The sequence below is a fragment of the Sphingobium amiense genome (genome assembly GCF_003967075.1).
GTDB lineage: Bacteria > Pseudomonadota > Alphaproteobacteria > Sphingomonadales > Sphingomonadaceae > Sphingobium > Sphingobium amiense.
On the sequence record NZ_AP018664.1, the window covers coordinates 3503217 to 3519044 of the forward strand.

The following is a 15828-nucleotide window of genomic DNA, read 5'->3' on the forward strand; positions in this document are numbered from 1 at the left end:
GCCTGTCATGCCGCCGGTCCGCCGCGCCTTCCTCTCCTGGCGCGACAGACCGGCGGGCTTTTATTCCGTGCCGGAGTTGCGTCCATGACCCGCCGTTTCGTCGATCTGTCGATCACGCTCTGCAATGACGTGGTGAGCGATCCTCCCTTCCTGAAGCCGGAAATCATTTACCAGACGCATATGGACACAGCGCCCGAGCTGGACATATTCTTTCCCGGCGTGACGGCGAAGGACACCCCGGATGAAGCCGGATTCGCGGCATCGGAATGGGTGAAGCTCACCACCCACAGCGGCACACATCTGGACGCGCCCTATCATTTTCACCCCACCATGAATGGCGGCGAGCGCTCGATCACCATCGACGAGGTGCCGCTCGACTGGTGCTTCCGGCCCGGCGTGAAGCTCGACTTCCGGCATTTCGCCGATGGCTATGTCGTGACCGCGCAGGATGTGGAGAACGAGCTTGCGCGCATCGGCCATGACCTCCAGCCGCTCGACATCGTGCTGGTGAACACGGCGGCGGGCATGGCGCTGGGGCGGCCCGACTATGTCAATGTGGGTTGCGGCATGGGCTATGAGGCGACCATCTATCTGACAAGCCGGGGCGTGCGCGTCACCGGCACCGACGCATGGAGCTGGGACGCGCCCTTCGCGCACACGGCGCGGAAGGTGAAGGAAACGGGCGACACTTCGCTGATCTGGGAAGGGCATAAGGCAGGCCGCGACATCGGCTATTGCCATCTGGAAAAGCTGCACAATCTGGAAAGCCTGCCCGGCAACGGCTTCACCGTCAGTTGCTTCCCGCACAAGATCAAGGGCGCGTCGGCAGGCTGGACCCGCGCCGTCGCCATTTTCGAGGACTGATCCCATGCGCCTTGCCACCATCGACAACGGGACAGCCGATGGCGCCCTGATAGCCGTGTCGCGCGATGCCCGGCGCTGCCTCCATGCGGGCGCAACGATGCAGCAGGCGATTGAGCACTGGGAACAGGTTGAGCCAAGGCTTAGGGCGTTGGCGGCGCGGCTGGAGGAGGGCGAAGGCGAGGCGCTCGACCATCAGCGCCTGCTCGCGCCGCTGCCGCGCGCATGGCAATGGCTCGACGGGTCGGTTTTCCCCCAGCATGGCGTGCTGATGCAGCAGGCATTTAACCTGCCGCCCATCGAAACGGATCGCCCGCTCATGTATCAGGGTCTGTCGGACCGCTTCCTGCCGGGGCATGCGGATGTGCCGCTGCCCAGCGAGGCGGACGGCATCGACTTCGAGGGCGAATATGGCGTCATCACCGATGCCGTGCCGATGGGCACAACGCCCGACGACGCCATGGCGCACATCAGGCTCGTCATCCTCATCAATGACTGGTCGCTGCGCGCCATCGCGCCCATCGAGATGAAGACCGGCTTCGGCTGGGTGCAGGCCAAGCCCGCCTGCGCCGCCGCGCCCTTCGCGCTCACGCCGGACGAACTGGGCGAGGCATGGAAGGACGGCCGTGTCCACCTGCCCATGCAAGTCGCGCTCAACGGTCAGTGGTTCGGCCATCCGCAGGGCGGCGAAATGGCTTTCGGTTTCCATGAGCTTGTCGCCCATGCCGCGCGCTCCCGCGACCTCGTCGCGGGGACGATCATCGGATCGGGCACCGTGTCCAACGCCGATTATGTGCGCGCCGGATCGGCCTGCATTTCCGAACGCCGCGCCATCGAGATGATCGACAGCGGCGCGCCGCAGACTCCGTTCATGCGCTTCGGTGACCGCGTCAGGCTCGAAGCGGAAGGCGGCATGTTCGGTGCGGTCGATCAGAGGGTCGTTGGAGCATTCGCATGACAAAGTTGAAGATGGCGATGGTAGGCGGCGGCCCCGGTGCGTTCATCGGTCCCGTCCACCGCATCGCCGCCGAACTGGACGGGCGGATCGCCCTCGCCGCGGGCGCGTTCAGCAGCGATGCGGCGCGTTCGAAGGAGGCGGGAGAGCGGTATCGGATCGACGCGGCGCGGGCCTATTCCGATCTGAATGCTCTTATCGCCGCAGAAACGCAGCGCCCGGACGGGGTCGATTTTCTGGCGATCGTCACGCCCAACCATCTCCACCTTCCCGCAGCGCGCGCGGCGTTGAAGGCGGGCCTTCCGGTCATCAGCGACAAGCCGGCGACTGCGACGCTCAACGAGGCGCTGGAACTGCGCCGCATCGTGCGGGCGGCGGGCAAACCCTATGCGCTGACCTACACCTATTCGGGCTATCCGCTGGTGCGGGAGGCGCGCGCCCGGATCGCCGCCGGGGCGCTCGGCACGGTCCGCAAGGTCGTCGTCGAATATCCGCAGGGCTGGCTGGCGGCGGAAGCCACCGGCAAGCAGGCGGAATGGCGTGTCGACCCCGCGCGTTCCGGCCTTGGCGGCTGCATCGGGGACATCGGAGTTCACGCCTTCCATCTCGCTGAGTTCGTCACCGGCCTCACCGTCACCGAATTGCTGGCCGATCTGGCGGCGGTCGTGCCGGGCCGTCTGCTCGACGATGACTGCACCGTGCTGCTGCGGTTCGACAATGGCGCGCGCGGCGTGCTGATGGCGTCGCAGATTTCGGTGGGCGAGCGCAACGGTCTGCGACTGCGTGTCTATGGCGAACGAGGCGGCATCGACTGGCGGCAGGAATCGCCCAACAGCTTCGTGCTGCATCATGGCGACGGGCGCACGGAGATCGTGAAGGCGGGCGACGCCACGCTGGGACCGGACGCCCAGGCGGCAAGCCGCACGCCCGGTGGCCATCCCGAAGGCTATCTGGAAGCCTTCGCCAACCTCTACGCCGATTTCGCAAAGCTGCTGCGCGGCGAGGCGGCTCCGCTGCTGCCCGGCATCGACGATGGCGTCCGTTCGATGGCGTTCATCGCCACGGCGGTCGAAGCCAGCAGAAGCGGCGCGGGCTGGACACCGCTCCTCATTCCCGGAGAGTGACATGAAGACGATCAAAGGCCCGGCTATCTTCCTCGCGCAGTTCGCAGGCGACGCCGCTCCGTTCAACAGCCTTGATGCGATCGCACGCTGGGTGGCGGGCCTCGGCTACAGGGGCATCCAGATCCCGAGCTGGGATGCGCGGCTGTTCGATCTCGCCAAAGCCGCCGAAAGTCAGGATTATTGCGACGAGGTGAAGGGCGTCGTCGCCGCTCACGGCCTGTCGATCACCGAATTATCGACCCATCTTCAGGGGCAGTTGGTCGCGGTCCATCCCGCCTATGACGCGCAGTTCGACGCTTTCGCCGCGCCCCATGTGCGGGGCAATCCCGCGGCGCGGCAGCAATGGGCGGTGGAGCAGGTCAGGATGGCCGCTGTCGCCAGCCGCCGCCTCGGCCTCACCGCCCATGCGACTTTTTCCGGCGCGCTGGCGTGGCCCTATGTCTATCCCTGGCCGCAGCGTCCCGCCGGTCTGATAGAAGATGCCTTCGAGGAACTGGCGCGCCGCTGGACCCCGATCCTCGACTGTTTCGAGGAAAATGGGGTCGATGCCGCCTTCGAACTGCATCCGGGCGAAGACCTGCATGACGGCATCACCTTCGAGATGTTCCTTGACCGCGTGGGTGGCCATGCGCGCGCCAACATCCTCTACGATCCCAGCCATTTCGTGCTGCAACAGCTCGATTATCTCGATTTCATCGACATCTATCACGACCGGATAAAATGCTTCCATGTGAAGGATGCGGAGTTCAGGCCGACCGGGCGCGCGGGCGTCTATGGCGGCTATCAGTCGTGGGTGGACCGCCCCGGCCGCTTCCGTTCGCTGGGCGACGGGCAGGTCGATTTCCCCGCGATCTTTTCAAAGATGGCGCAATATGACTTTGCCGGATGGGCCGTGCTGGAATGGGAATGCGCGCTCAAGCATCCCGAAGCGGGCGCGGCGGAAGGCGCGCCCTTCATCGCGCGGCACATCATCGAAGTGACCGAACATGCCTTCGACGATTTCGCCAGCGGCAGCGCCGACCGGGAACTCAACCGCAGGATGATGGGCTTCTGACGGGAACGCCCGCTCGCCCGGTCAGGCGAGCGGCTCGCCCTCCCATGTCTCGGTATCGACCTGCGCCTGCGCGTCGCGGGGGTAGCGCGGTCCCGACGGCGCGGTGAAGGGGAAGAGCGCGTCCACTGCCGCGATCAGATCGTCGGGCCAGTCGCGCGACAGCGCCGCCAGATCCTCGTCGAGATGGGCGATGCTGGTCGTGCCGGGGATGGGCACGACATGCGGCCCCTTCGCCAGCAGCCAGCCAAGGCAAAGCTGCGCGGGCGTGCACCCGGCCTGATCGGCAAGCGTCCGCAGCTTTTCCACGAGTATGAGATTGGCGGCGAGATTGGGTTCCTGAAAGCGCGGCATCCCGGCGCGAAGATCGCCCGGCATCAGCGCAGCCGCATGGGAATTGCCCGCCAGCAGCCCGCGCCCCAGCGGCGAGAAGGCCACGAACGCGACGCCAAGATCGGCGCAGGCGTCGAGCACCGCGACTTCCGGGTTGCGCACCCAGGGCGAATATTCGGTCTGCATCGCCGCGACCGGATGCACTGCATGGGCGCGGCGCAGCGTCGCGGCGGACATTTCGGACAGGCCGATGGCGCCGATCTTGCCGGCTTCCTTCGCCCGGACAAGCGCGCCCACCGACTCCTCGATGGGCACGTTCCGGTCGAGCCGGTGGAGATAATAAAGGTCGATATGGTCGACCCGCAGCCGCCGCAGCGAATCCTCCAGCACGCGGGCGATGGCCTGCGGCGATCCGTCGAGGCCACGCCTGCCGTCGATTTCGGCCAGCACGCATTTACTCGCCAGCGTGAAATCCTGACGCCGGTCCATCAGCGTGCGGCCCAGCAGTTCCTCGTTCGCGCCGAAGCCGTAGAGCGCGGCGGTGTCGAAGAAGGTCACGCCCGCGTCCAGCGCGTGACGCAGCAGCGCCTCCGCCTGCGCCGCATCCGGGCGCGGCAGATAGGCGTGGGACAGGTTCATGCACCCGAGGCCGATGGCCGACACGGTGAAGGGGCCAATAGCGCGGGTGGGGAGGCTGGTCATGGCTAGAGCGGCAATCCTACATAATTTTCCGCGATCGTCGTCTGCGCCGCGACCGACGATGCGATATAGTCGAGGTCGGCGACCTGCATCCGGCGATCAAACGCATCGCTGTCGGGGAAGCGGTGCATCAGCTTCGTCAACTGCCACGAAAAGCGTTCGGATTTCCAGATGCGCGCCAGCGCCCTGCCGGAATAGCGGGCCACCGCGTCATTGTCATTCCGCTGGAAGAAGGCGCTCAGCGCCTCCGACAGATAATGCACGTCCGACGCGGCGAGGTTGAGGCCTTTGGCGCCCGTGGGGGGCACGATATGGGCGCTGTCCCCGGCAAGGAACAGCCGCCCGTGCCGCATCGGCTCGAACACGAAGGAGCGCAGCGGAGCGATGGACTTTTCAATCGCCGGGCCGCGCGTGATGTGCGCCGCCGCTTCCGGCCCCAGCCGCACGGCCAGCTCGTCCCACAGCCGGTCGTCGGGCCATTCCTCGATCTTCTCGTCGAGCGGCACCTGAATATAATAGCGGCTGCGCGTTTCCGACCGCATCGACGCCAGCGCGAAGCCGCGCTCGTGATTGGCGTAGATGAGTTCATGGTTGCACGGCGGCACATCGGCGAGGATGCCGAGCCAGCCGAACGGATAGATTTTCTCGTAGGCGGTCGCGACCGAAGCGGGAATCGCCTTGCGCGACGGACCGTGGAACCCGTCGCACCCACAGATGAACGCAGCGTCGATGCGATGTTCGGACCCGTCTTTCGTAAAGCTCAGCCACGGCGCATCGCGGTCCACGTCATGCAGCGCCACATCGGCGGCGTCGTAGATCACTTCCAGCCCCCGCTCGGGCGCGGCAGCCATCAGGTCGCGGGTGATTTCGGTCTGGCCATAGACCATCACCTGCCTGCCGGTGAGCGCGGCGATGTCGATGCGGATCAGCCGTTCGCCATCGGCGAGGTGAAAACCGTCATGCGGCAGCCCTTCGGCCTGCATCCGCGCGCCAAGGCCCAGCCGGTCCATAAGGTCGGTCGTGGTGCGTTCCAGCACGCCCGCGCGGATACGGCCCAGCACATAATCGGGCGAAGCGCGCTCGACCACGACCGCGTCGATCCCTTCCGCGCGCAGCAGATGGCCGAGCAGCAGCCCGGCTGGGCCTGCGCCGATGATCGCGACCTGGGTTTTCACGGCATCTCTCCCAAACTGATTTCAGGGGAGAAGCTGCCATCGCTCCTGCCGGCGAGCCATGGCTGCGCCAACCTTAAATTTGGATGATCGAACGGCTTTATCTATCCAGCAGCCGGGGAATGGCGATGCGATCCGCCAACTGTCATGGACGATCAGGCGGCCGGAATGCTCAGCACATGGCCGGGCGCGTCGCGCAGCCGCAGATAGAGCTTGCCCCCCTGCGGTGGCGGTGTCCTGAGCGTTGCGCCGGTATAGCCGTGCGCGACCTGCGCCGCGCCATCCAGCGTAGGCGTCGCCCCGACCGCGTCGATCAGGAACAGGTCGCGCCCGCGCAGCGTGCAACCCTGTCCGCCGTCGCACGCAACACTCTCTATGCGCGGCAACCGCGCCAGCGTCACCAGCGGCTGCCAGTCGCTCGCCACCTCGCCCTGCCGCAGGCGGAAGCGCAGCGGGCCGAACAAATTGGGCGCTGCGGCTTTCGGGTCCAATGTCGCGACCATGACCTGCGGCCCTTCCAGCCGAACGGGGTCGCCCATCGTCAGTCGGATCACCGGCGCTCCGTCCTCGGCGCCCGTCACTTCCAGGCTGTCGCTGGCGGCGAAGCGGGTCGCGCCCTGCGCCTTGACCGAAAAGATGATGCGGCCCTGATCGGGCAGCAGATCGTCTCCGCTGAGGTCCGGAACGATGCCGCCGGTCACGGCAGGCGGCGTGATGCTTTTCGACAGCAGCGCAAGCTGGGGGCGCGGCGCTCCCACGTCGAAGGGCAGGCTGACCGTCCGCCCGTCGCGCAGCTTCACCCGCGCCACGCCCTCCTGTCCCTCCTGCAACGCACCGCCTTCGCCGTCCGCCAGCAGGCGCAGCCGGTCCACGCTTCCCTCGCGCGTCAGCCCGTCTGGCCGCATGGTCAGGCCCGCCGCTTCCACGCCCTGCACCTCGTCCAGCCGCTGTCCGCTCAGCACCGCCGATCGGTCGCCCGCGTGAAGCTGGAGCGCGTCGAGCCGGCTCGCCTGCGCATAGCTGCGCAGCGTCAGCACCGAAGGCTCCGCCATTCCGGCATATCTGACCTCGATGCTCAGCGTTCCGGGCTTGCGGTCGGCGAGCGGCAGGGTGAGCGTCAGCGCATCGCGGCCTGCCACCTTGTATGCGACGCCCATCGGCGCATCCTTGCCCTGCCGCAGCGTCACGCTCTCGACGCAGGCAGGCGCGCCGCCCTTCAGCGTCAGCCCATTGTCGCGCCCTACCACGAGCGCAGCCGCATCCCCCTCGATCCGCCAGCCCTGCGCATCGGGCAACTGCACGGTGAAGTCCGGCCCTTCGAAACGGTCGAAGCCCCACAGGCCATGGAGATGTCCATCCATCGTGCCCTGAAAGGATGTGGGCCACTCCTGCGGACCCAGCACATAGCCGCCCCGGTCCGCGCGCGCGACGACCGGCACCTCAATGCTCTCGCCCGAGGACGCCTTTACCGTCAACATCATATCGCGCGCATAACCGGTGGAATAGATCAGCGGCGCGCCCTCGACCGGCAGCAGCCCGCCAGCCCGCGCAAGGCAGATCGGCCCGCCCGCGCCGCTGCGCAGCCGGGGAGGGGAGTCCGCCTCGATGGAAGGCATCGCCACCACCATGACCGACTTGGGCTTGGCGAAGGACGGCGCGCTGTTCAGCAGCAGCGCCATGTCCGGTCCTTTCCGCACGGTCAGCGTCGGCAGATAGTCGAAGGACGGATTGCTGAACGCGCCGAAGATCTTCGCCACGTCGCGCACCACAGCGATATAGGGGCTGTAATAGCCATAGCCCGCCTCGCGCGTGGCGCTCAGTTGCAGGGCGAGGTCGGTCGGCGCGCCCGTCAGCGTTTCCGCCATGGAACTGGTGTGGACATCGGCCAACACCAGCGAATCGCGATTGTCGAGCAGGCAGGCGGCCTGCATCTCGATCACGCGCGACAGGCATTCCTCATTGAGCTTCATCGACAGGCTGCGCGCGAGCGGCGGGGCGAGCGTGCGGAGAAATTCGGGATGGCTGTTTTCCTGCGCCTTGATCGCGCCCATGAAGGCATCGAGCCGCGACCGGTCGAGCGAGGCCTGATTGAGATCCTGCGTCGCGCGGACGAACTCGCCGGGCTTGCCGCGCACCGCGTCCTGCAACGACCCCTCCGCGCCGCCCGTGTCGGGCACGAGGAACAGCACCATCTGCCGCGCGCCTTTGGGGACCGCCAGCTCAAGCGAGCGCTTCCTGTCCTTCTTCGCCCACGTTTCGGCAAAGGCGATCCAGTCTTTCGGCGGCGGATTGGTCGCGCCGCGCAGGAAGGCCGACACCAGGATGAAGCGCGCGCCCTGATCGGGCGGCAGTTGCGCCGCGATGCTGAGCCGGTCGCCTTCGGCAAGGCTCGGCACCTCGCCGATGGGCAGCGTCCGCTCGCCTCGCGTCACTATGATGCGCAGCGTCGGTCCCGCCAGTTCGAACGGGGCAGGATCGGCGGCGTAGAGCGGGCGGCCCGCCACCGTCAGGGCCAGCGCCATCAGGATGTGGCGGAGGCGGATCATCGGGCGGGTCGGCAAGGCAGGCTCCTGTCGCGCGTCGTCCAAGGCATTGCGCCCGCCGCTCTTCCACATTCGCCCGCCCAATCCAAGGGTTGAGCGCGGCGCGTATCGCGAAAGGCGCTTAATCCGGGGCGGACTCCCCCTGTTGCGCGATGATCCGCAGCGCGTCGCGCAAAGCGGCCATGTCCGTTTCGTTCAGCAGAGCCTCAAACCGTGCCTCATGCGCGTCCATGATCGATTCCACCTGCCTGCGCGCGGCGTCTCCCTCGGATGTAAGGGTCAGCGCGAGCGAACGGCCGTCGACCGGCGTCTTGCTCAACAGCCCCCGCGCGGCAAGGCCTGCCACCAGCGGCGCCATATTGGCCCGCTTGATGCCCAGCGTCCGCCCGATGTCGCTCTGGATGCAGCCGGGATTTTCGCCCACCAGAATGAGGATCGTCCCTTCGACCGGGCGCAGGGCCATGTCCGCCAGAGCCGCGCCCAGCCCCGCCATCATCACCGCCGACGCGCGCCGCAGCATATAGCCGAGGCGCGGCGCGACCGTGTCGGAGAGCGGGCTGTCGAGCGAGAGCGATGCATCCATGCGTTCGCAATAATGCTATTGTCTATAGCAATCAACGTTGTTATCTCTCATAGCAATAATGAGGAGTCGGATATGCCTGAAACCGATATGGCGCTCGTGATCGGCGGCGAATCCCGCGCCGCGTCCCGCACTTTCGAGCGCCGCAATCCCGTCACCGGCGAAATCGCCACGCGCGCTGCCGCAGCGAGCGCAGACGATGCCGTTGCCGCCGTGAATGCGGCGCAGGCCGCCTTCCCCGCATGGTCCGCGCTTGGTCCCAATGCCCGCCGCGCGGCGCTGATGAAGGCGGCCGACGCGCTCGACGCCAGAGCCGGCAACTTCGTTGACGCCATGATGGGGGAGATCGGAGCGACCGAGGGCTGGGCGCGGTTCAATCTGATGCTTGCCGTTTCGATGGTGCGCGAAGCCGCCTGCCTCACCACGCAGATCAGCGGAGAGGTGATCCCGTCGGACAAGCCCGGCTGCATCGCGATGGCGATCCGCGAGCCTGCCGGTGTCGTGCTGTCGATGGCGCCATGGAACGCGCCCATCATCCTTGCCACCCGCGCCATCGCCGTGCCGCTCGCCTGCGGCAACACGGTGGTGCTCAAGGCGTCCGAACAATGCCCACGCACCCATGGCCTCATCATCGAGGCGTTCGTCGAAGCAGGCCTTGGCGGCGGCATCGTCAACCTCGTCACCAACGCGCCCGAAGATGCAGGCGATGTCGTGGGCGCGATGATCGACCATCCCGCGGTGCGCCGCGTCAACTTCACCGGTTCGACCGCCGTGGGCCGGATCATCGCGCGGCGCTGCGCCGACAATCTCAAGCCGGTGCTGCTGGAACTGGGCGGCAAGGCGCCGCTCATCGTGCTGGAGGACGCAGACCTCGACGAAGCGGTGAAGGCCGCCGCTTTCGGCGCTTTCATGAATCAGGGGCAGATCTGCATGTCGACCGAGCGGATCATCGTGGTCGATGCTGTCGCCGACGCCTTTGCGGAAAAGTTCAGGGCGAAGGTCGCCACCATGCCGGTCGGCGACCCGCGCGAGGGCAAGACGCCGCTGGGCGCGGTGGTGGACGCCGGGACCGTCGCCCATGTCCGCTCGCTGATCGAGGATGCGCTGGCATCCGGCGCGACCCAGCTCAACGGCGGCGAAGCGGACGGCGTCCTCATGCCCGCCCATGTCATCGACAGGGTGACGCCCGACATGAAACTGTTCCGCGACGAGAGCTTCGGCCCGGTCGTCGGCATCGTTCGCGCCCGCGACGAAGCCCATGCCATCGCGCTGGCCAACGACACCGAATATGGCCTTTCCGCATCGGTCTTCACCCGCGACACCGCGCGCGGCCTGCGCGTTGCGCGGCAGATCCAGTCGGGCATCTGCCACGTCAACGGCCCCACCGTCCATGACGAGGCGCAGATGCCCTTCGGCGGCGTCAAGGCTTCGGGCTACGGCAAGTTCGGCGGCAGAGCGGGCATCGACAGCTTCACCGAACTGCGCTGGATCACCATCGAGACGCAGCCCGGCCATTATCCCATCTAATCCATCTTCCGGAGGTTTTCATGACCAACATCCTGCATCTCGAGGGGGTCGATCAGGCCGAACTCGAAACCGTCGCCTTCACCGTCGAGAACGGCGTTGCGTGGGTCAGCTTCAACCGCGCAGACAAGCGCAACTGCATGTCGCCCCGCCTCAACCGCCAGATGATGCGCGTGCTCGACGATCTTGAATATCGCGACGATGTGGGCGTGCTGGTTCTGACCGGAGAAGGCACCGCCTGGTCGGCGGGCATGGACCTCAAGGAATATTTCCGCGAGACCGAGGCGCTGGGCCTGAAAGGCACGCGCGGCGCGCAGCGGGAAAGCTATGGCTGGTGGCGGCGGCTGCGCTGGTATCAGAAGCCGACCATTGCCATGGTCAACGGCTGGTGCTTCGGCGGCGGCTACGGTCCGCTTTTCGCCTGCGACCTCGCCTTCGCGGCGGAAGAGGCGCAGTTCGGCCTGTCCGAAATCAACTGGGGCATCCTGCCCGGCGGCGGCGCGGCCAAGGTCGCGACCGAACTCACCAGCTTCCGCCGCGCCATGTATCATGCGCTGATGGGTGAGAATATCGACGGGCGCACGGCGGTCGAATGGGGCTTCGTCAACGAGGCGCTGCCGCTGGCGCAGCTCAAGGACCGGGTCGCCGAGGTCGCGCGGACGCTGCTTGCCAAGAACCCTGTGGCGCTCAAGGCGACCAAGGACGCGATCCGCCGGGTGCGGGAAATGACCTACGACAATGCCGAGGATTATCTGATCCGCGCGCAGGAAGCGGCCAACAGCTTCGATAATGAAGGCCGCAAGGAAGGTATCAAGCAGTTCATCGACGACAAAAGCTACAAGCCGGGGCTGGGCGCCTACGACAAGTCGAAGCAGCGCGCCTGATCGGGAAACGGACACAGGCATGACCGTCGAGACCCTGACCCCGCCCCCGGCGGACGCCGCCGCCGCCCTGCCGCTCGACCGCCTGCTGCGGCCCCGCTCGGTCGTCATCGTCGGCGCGTCCGACAAGCCCGGTGCGCTGGGCGCGTCGGTGCTCGCCAATCTGTTGCGCAACGGTTTTGCAGGTGACATTCACCTCATCAACCCCAAGCGGGCGGAGATTGGCGGGCGACGCTGCCTCCCTTCGGTCGAATCGCTGCCCCAGGGCGTCGATGCCGCCGTGCTCGCCATTCCGCGCGTCGCAGTGCTCGATGCGGTCAGGGCGCTGGCGGAGCGCGGCGTCGGAGCGGCGGTCATCTTCTCCGCCGGGTTCGCCGAAGGGGGCGAGGAGGGTCTGGCCGAGCAGCGGGAGATCGCACGCATCGCCGGTCGGGCGAACATGGTGGTCGAAGGGCCGAATTGCCTTGGCATGACGAACTTCATCGACCGCGTGCCGCTGACCTTCGTGGAAACCGACGCGAGGCCGCTCGGCAACCGCAAGGGCATCGGCATCGTGTCGCAGAGCGGCGCGATGGCCTGCGTCCTTTCGACCACGCTCGCCAGCCGAGACCTTGGCCTCTCTTTCTCCGTCTCCACCGGCAATGAAGCGGCGAGCGGGGTCGAGGATTATGTCGATTATCTGATCGCGGACGCCTCCACCCGCGTCATAGCCATGATCGTCGAGCAGTTTCGCAAACCCGCCCGCTTCCTTGCCGCCGCCCGCCGCGCGCGCGAAGCGGGCAAGACCATCGTCCTCCTCCACCCCGGCAAGTCGAGCGCCGCGCGCGAATCCGCCGCGACGCACACCGGAGCGATGGCGGGCGACTATCAGCTCATGCGCGCCAAGGTGCAGCGGGCGGGCGTCATTTTCGCCGAAACGCTGGAGGAACTGGGCGACATTGCGGAGATCGCGCTGCGCTGCCCGGCCATCCCCGCAGGCGGCGTCGCGGTGCTCGGCGAGTCCGGCGCGTTCAAGGCGCTGACGCTCGACCTGTGCGAAGCGCTCGATCTCGACCTGCCGCCTGTGGATGACGCCAGCGCGCCTGCCCTGCGCGCGGCGCTGCCCGATTTCGTCAGCGTCTCCAATCCGCTCGACCTGACGGCGCAGGGGCTGGTCGATCCAGACCTCTATTATCGCACGCTCGCCGCCCTGTTTGGCGACGACCGTTTCGGCGCGATCGTCGCGGGCATCATCCAGACCGATCCGGTGACGGTCGGCATCAAGCTGCCCCCCATATTGCGCGCGGTGGACGATCTTCATCCTCCAAAGCCGCTGATCTTCGCAGGACTCGACGAAGGTGCGCCGGTGTCGGACAGTGATCTGGCGCAATTGCGCCAGCGCGGCATTCCCTATTTCCCCTCGACCGAACGCGCCTTTCGCGCTCTCAAGCGCCTCAACGATCATGCGCGTCGCGATTTCAGCGAAGATGCCGCCGCGCCCCTCCCGGCTCCCGGCCTGCCGTCCGAAGGCGGCGTCGTTCCGGAATATCGCGCCAAGCAGATCCTCGCCCCGCTCGGCATTCCGTTCCCGAAGGGCGCATTCTGCACCGGCATCGACGAAGCCCTCGCCGCCGCCGAAGCGGTGGGCTACCCCGTCGCTCTCAAAGCGCAGTCCGCCGATTTGAGCCACAAGAGCGATGCGGGCGGCGTGATCCTGAACCTGCGAGACGCGGACGAACTGCGCGCGGGCTGGGATCGCCTCTTCGCCAATGTCGCCGCCCATGACGCATCCATCCGTCTCGACGGCGCCCTGCTCGAAGCCATGGGGGAGCGCGGCGTCGAACTCATCATCGGGGCGAAGAGCGACCCCGACTGGGGGCCGGTCATTCTCGCGGGCTTCGGCGGCGTGACGGCGGAAATCCTTCAGGACGTCCGCCTGCTGACCCCCGACCTGCCGCTGCCGCAGATCGTTGCGGAACTCCACAGGCTGAAGCAGGCGGTGCTGCTGCGCGGGTTTCGCGGCGCCCCGGCGCTCGATGTGGAAGCGGTGGCGCGGATCATCGCCACCCTCGGCCGAGTCCTGCTCGCCGAGCCGTCCATTCGGGAGATCGACCTCAATCCGGTGATCGTCTATCCCGAGGGTAGGGGAGCTGTCGCGCTCGACGCGCTGATGCTGACGGCAGCCCGATAAAAAGAGGGAGCGGATATGGGAAGGGATCTCGACCGGCGGCGCGTGATTACAGCCGTTCCCGCTATCGCGCTGGCTTCGGGCGCGACCGGCCTCCATGCCGCAGAGCCTGTCTCGCTCCCGGTGCCACCGCTCACCTTCGCCATGCGGCTGCACGTGCTGATCGGCGCGCCGCGGGAACTGGGCATGGTGGACGGCGTGCGCAAGCGCATCATCCCCATCACCGGCGGCACGGTCGACGGCCCCCGCCTTACCGGCAAGATACTGCCCGGCGGTGCGGACTGGCAGTCGATCCGGGCGGACGGAACCGCCGACATCCTCGCCCGCTATGCCATCGAAGCGAGCGACGGCACGATCATCTCTATCACCAACCCCGGTTATCGCCATGGCCCCGCCGCCGTGCTGGCGCGTATCGCGGCGGGCGAGGCAGTCGATCCGGCGCTCTATTATTTCCGCGCAGCCCCGCGGTTCGAGGTGGCGGGAGACGGTCCGCACGCATGGCTGGGCAAGACGATATTCCTGTGCAGCGCGGCGCGTTACAAGGATCATGTCCGCCTCGACATCTTCGAGGTGGGCTAGAAAAAAGAGAGAGGGCGATGGAGCAAGGCACCGACATCAAGAGCCGCTGGGACGAAGCGCCGATGGGGCGGCTCCAGATCGCGGCCATCGCGCTCTGCGTGCTGCTGAACGCGCTCGACGGGTTTGACGTTCTGGCGATCAGCTTCGCCTCGCCGGGCATCGCGGCGGAATGGGGCATCGACCGCAAGGCGCTGGGCCTCGTCCTTTCGATGGAACTGATCGGCATGGCGGGCGGGTCGGTCGCGCTCGGCGCGGTCGCGGACCGGATCGGGCGGCGGCCCACCATCATCGCCTGCCTCGCCATCATGGCAGCGGGTATGGCCGCCGCGACGCAGGCGCATGACGTCGTGTCGCTTTCCGTCATCCGCCTGCTCACCGGAATCGGTATCGGCGGAATGCTCGCCTGCACCAACGCGATGGTCGCGGAGCTGGCCAACGCCCGCGCGCGCAGCCTTGCGGTCGCGATCATGGCGGCGGGCTATCCGGCGGGCGCGATCCTGGGCGGCTCCGTCGCCTCGCACCTGCTGGTCGCGGGAGGGTGGCGCGACGTCTTCCTGTTCGGCGCGATCGTCACCGGGCTGGTCCTGCCGCTGGCGCTGTGGCTGCTGCCCGAATCCATCGGCTTCCTGCTGACGAAACGACCGCCCGATGCGCTGCCCCGGATCAATCGCATCCTTGAGCGTATGGGGAAGGCTCCCGCCGACGCGCTGCCGCCTGCCGATCCGGTGGCCCCGCAACCGTCGCTGTCCGCACTGTTCGCGCCCGATCTCGCGCGGACGACGGTGCTGCTGACCATCGCCTATTTCTGCCACATCATGACCTTCTACTTCATCATCAAATGGGTGCCCAAGATCGTGGTCGACATGGGCTTTGCGCCCTCGCAGGCGGGCGGCGTCCTTGTCTGGGCCAATGTCGGCGGGCTGCTCGGCGCTCTGCTGCTGAGCGCGCTGAGCTGGCGGATGCCGGTGCGGGCGCTGGTGATCGGAGCCATGGTCGCATCCACGGTGACGGTGACGCTGTTCGGTCAGGCGCAGACGACGCTCTCGGGTCTCGCGCTCGTCGCCGCGGCGGCGGGCTTCTGCACCAACGCGGCGGTCGTCGGCATCTACGCCCTCGTCGCCCAGTCCTTCCCGCCGTCGGTGCGCGCGGGAGGGACCGGCATCGTCATCGGCGTCGGGCGCGGGGGCGCGGCGCTCGGACCCATCGTCGCAGGGCTGCTCTTTTCGCTGGGCTTCGGCCTTTCGGTCGTCGCCATCGGCATGGCGTTCGGCTCGCTGATCGGGGCGCTGCTGCTTTTGATGCTGAGGCCGCGTCCCGCCTGACTTGCCGCAGAAGCCGCGCGGGTGCATGGATGGACGA

At 67.2% G+C, this 15828-nt stretch carries 13 protein-coding genes; 9 read left to right on the forward strand and 4 right to left on the reverse strand.

Going from position 1 to position 15828, the window contains the following annotated elements; translation table 11 throughout:
• The first annotated feature begins 84 nt into the window (after positions 1-84).
• From SAMIE_RS16985 to SAMIE_RS17000, 4 genes are read left to right on the forward strand one after another with little or no spacing between them, the layout of a single operon-like run.
• Positions 85-864, forward strand: a complete 780-nt coding sequence (locus SAMIE_RS16985) for a cyclase family protein (RefSeq protein WP_066702176.1) — start codon at positions 85-87, stop codon at positions 862-864.
• A 4-nt stretch (positions 865-868) separates the two neighbouring features.
• Complete coding sequence (locus tag SAMIE_RS16990; RefSeq protein WP_066702174.1) at positions 869-1819, forward strand: fumarylacetoacetate hydrolase family protein; 951 nt, start codon at positions 869-871, stop codon at positions 1817-1819.
• Positions 1816-2940, forward strand: coding sequence for a Gfo/Idh/MocA family protein (locus tag SAMIE_RS16995; RefSeq protein ID WP_066702171.1), 1125 nt, complete (start codon positions 1816-1818; stop codon positions 2938-2940). Before SAMIE_RS16990 ends, SAMIE_RS16995 begins: the two co-directional genes overlap by 4 nt.
• A gap of 1 nt (position 2941) precedes the next feature.
• On the forward strand, positions 2942-3994 hold the full coding sequence (locus tag SAMIE_RS17000; RefSeq protein WP_066702165.1) for a sugar phosphate isomerase/epimerase family protein: 1053 nt from the start codon (positions 2942-2944) through the stop codon (positions 3992-3994).
• Between the two features lie 21 nt (positions 3995-4015).
• Here the strand turns inward: SAMIE_RS17000 and SAMIE_RS17005 are convergent, their stop codons facing one another.
• The 4 genes from SAMIE_RS17005 to SAMIE_RS17020 all read right to left on the reverse strand — a co-directional run bounded on the left by SAMIE_RS17005 (position 4016) and on the right by SAMIE_RS17020 (position 9321).
• Positions 4016-5026, reverse strand: a complete 1011-nt coding sequence (locus tag SAMIE_RS17005; RefSeq protein ID WP_066702162.1) for an aldo/keto reductase — start codon at positions 5024-5026, stop codon at positions 4016-4018.
• A 2-nt stretch (positions 5027-5028) separates the two neighbouring features.
• Positions 5029-6198 carry a 4-hydroxybenzoate 3-monooxygenase gene (pobA, locus tag SAMIE_RS17010; protein WP_066702158.1) on the reverse strand — a complete coding sequence of 390 codons (1170 nt, stop codon included), beginning with the start codon at positions 6196-6198 and terminating at the stop codon, positions 5029-5031.
• A 152-nt stretch (positions 6199-6350) separates the two neighbouring features.
• On the reverse strand, positions 6351-8810 hold the full coding sequence (locus tag SAMIE_RS17015) for a hypothetical protein (protein WP_066702155.1): 2460 nt from the start codon (positions 8808-8810) through the stop codon (positions 6351-6353).
• A gap of 49 nt (positions 8811-8859) precedes the next feature.
• Entirely contained in the window at positions 8860-9321 is a 462-nt protein-coding gene (locus SAMIE_RS17020) for a MarR family winged helix-turn-helix transcriptional regulator (RefSeq protein ID WP_066702152.1), read from the reverse strand.
• Positions 9322-9393: 72 nt separating this feature from the next.
• Here SAMIE_RS17020 and SAMIE_RS17025 point away from each other — a divergent pair, with 72 nt between their 5' ends.
• From SAMIE_RS17025 to SAMIE_RS17045, 5 genes are read left to right on the forward strand one after another with little or no spacing between them, the layout of a single operon-like run.
• Positions 9394-10845, forward strand: a complete 1452-nt coding sequence (locus SAMIE_RS17025; RefSeq protein ID WP_197724643.1) for an aldehyde dehydrogenase — start codon at positions 9394-9396, stop codon at positions 10843-10845.
• A gap of 20 nt (positions 10846-10865) precedes the next feature.
• A complete protein-coding gene (locus SAMIE_RS17030; protein ID WP_066702150.1) occupies positions 10866-11726 on the forward strand; it encodes a p-hydroxycinnamoyl CoA hydratase/lyase in 861 nt (286 codons plus the stop codon).
• Positions 11727-11745: 19 nt separating this feature from the next.
• Complete coding sequence (locus SAMIE_RS17035; RefSeq protein WP_066702147.1) at positions 11746-13893, forward strand: acetate--CoA ligase family protein; 2148 nt, start codon at positions 11746-11748, stop codon at positions 13891-13893.
• 15 nt (positions 13894-13908) lie between these two features.
• Positions 13909-14469, forward strand: coding sequence for a DUF3237 domain-containing protein (locus tag SAMIE_RS17040; RefSeq protein ID WP_066702135.1), 561 nt, complete (start codon positions 13909-13911; stop codon positions 14467-14469).
• A 17-nt stretch (positions 14470-14486) separates the two neighbouring features.
• Positions 14487-15791, forward strand: a complete 1305-nt coding sequence (locus tag SAMIE_RS17045) for an MFS transporter (RefSeq protein ID WP_066702129.1) — start codon at positions 14487-14489, stop codon at positions 15789-15791.
• Positions 15792-15828 lie beyond the last annotated feature (37 nt).

Excerpts from the sequence above, each read along its gene's own strand:
- SAMIE_RS16985 (WP_066702176.1), top strand. The coding sequence starts at position 85 with ATGACCCGCCGTTTCGTCGATCTGTCGATCACGCTCTGCAATGACGTG.
- SAMIE_RS16990 (WP_066702174.1), top strand. The coding sequence starts at position 869 with ATGCGCCTTGCCACCATCGACAACGGGACAGCCGATGGCGCCCTGATA.
- SAMIE_RS16995 (WP_066702171.1), top strand. The coding sequence starts at position 1,816 with ATGACAAAGTTGAAGATGGCGATGGTAGGCGGCGGCCCCGGTGCGTTC.
- SAMIE_RS17000 (WP_066702165.1), top strand. The coding sequence starts at position 2,942 with ATGAAGACGATCAAAGGCCCGGCTATCTTCCTCGCGCAGTTCGCAGGC.
- SAMIE_RS17005 (WP_066702162.1), bottom strand. The coding sequence starts at position 5,026 with ATGACCAGCCTCCCCACCCGCGCTATTGGCCCCTTCACCGTGTCGGCC.
- SAMIE_RS17015 (WP_066702155.1), bottom strand. The coding sequence starts at position 8,810 with ATGTGGAAGAGCGGCGGGCGCAATGCCTTGGACGACGCGCGACAGGAG.
- SAMIE_RS17020 (WP_066702152.1), bottom strand. The coding sequence starts at position 9,321 with ATGGATGCATCGCTCTCGCTCGACAGCCCGCTCTCCGACACGGTCGCG.
- SAMIE_RS17025 (WP_197724643.1), top strand. The coding sequence starts at position 9,394 with ATGCCTGAAACCGATATGGCGCTCGTGATCGGCGGCGAATCCCGCGCC.
- SAMIE_RS17030 (WP_066702150.1), top strand. The coding sequence starts at position 10,866 with ATGACCAACATCCTGCATCTCGAGGGGGTCGATCAGGCCGAACTCGAA.
- SAMIE_RS17035 (WP_066702147.1), top strand. The coding sequence starts at position 11,746 with ATGACCGTCGAGACCCTGACCCCGCCCCCGGCGGACGCCGCCGCCGCC.
- SAMIE_RS17040 (WP_066702135.1), top strand. The coding sequence starts at position 13,909 with ATGGGAAGGGATCTCGACCGGCGGCGCGTGATTACAGCCGTTCCCGCT.
- SAMIE_RS17045 (WP_066702129.1), top strand. The coding sequence starts at position 14,487 with ATGGAGCAAGGCACCGACATCAAGAGCCGCTGGGACGAAGCGCCGATG.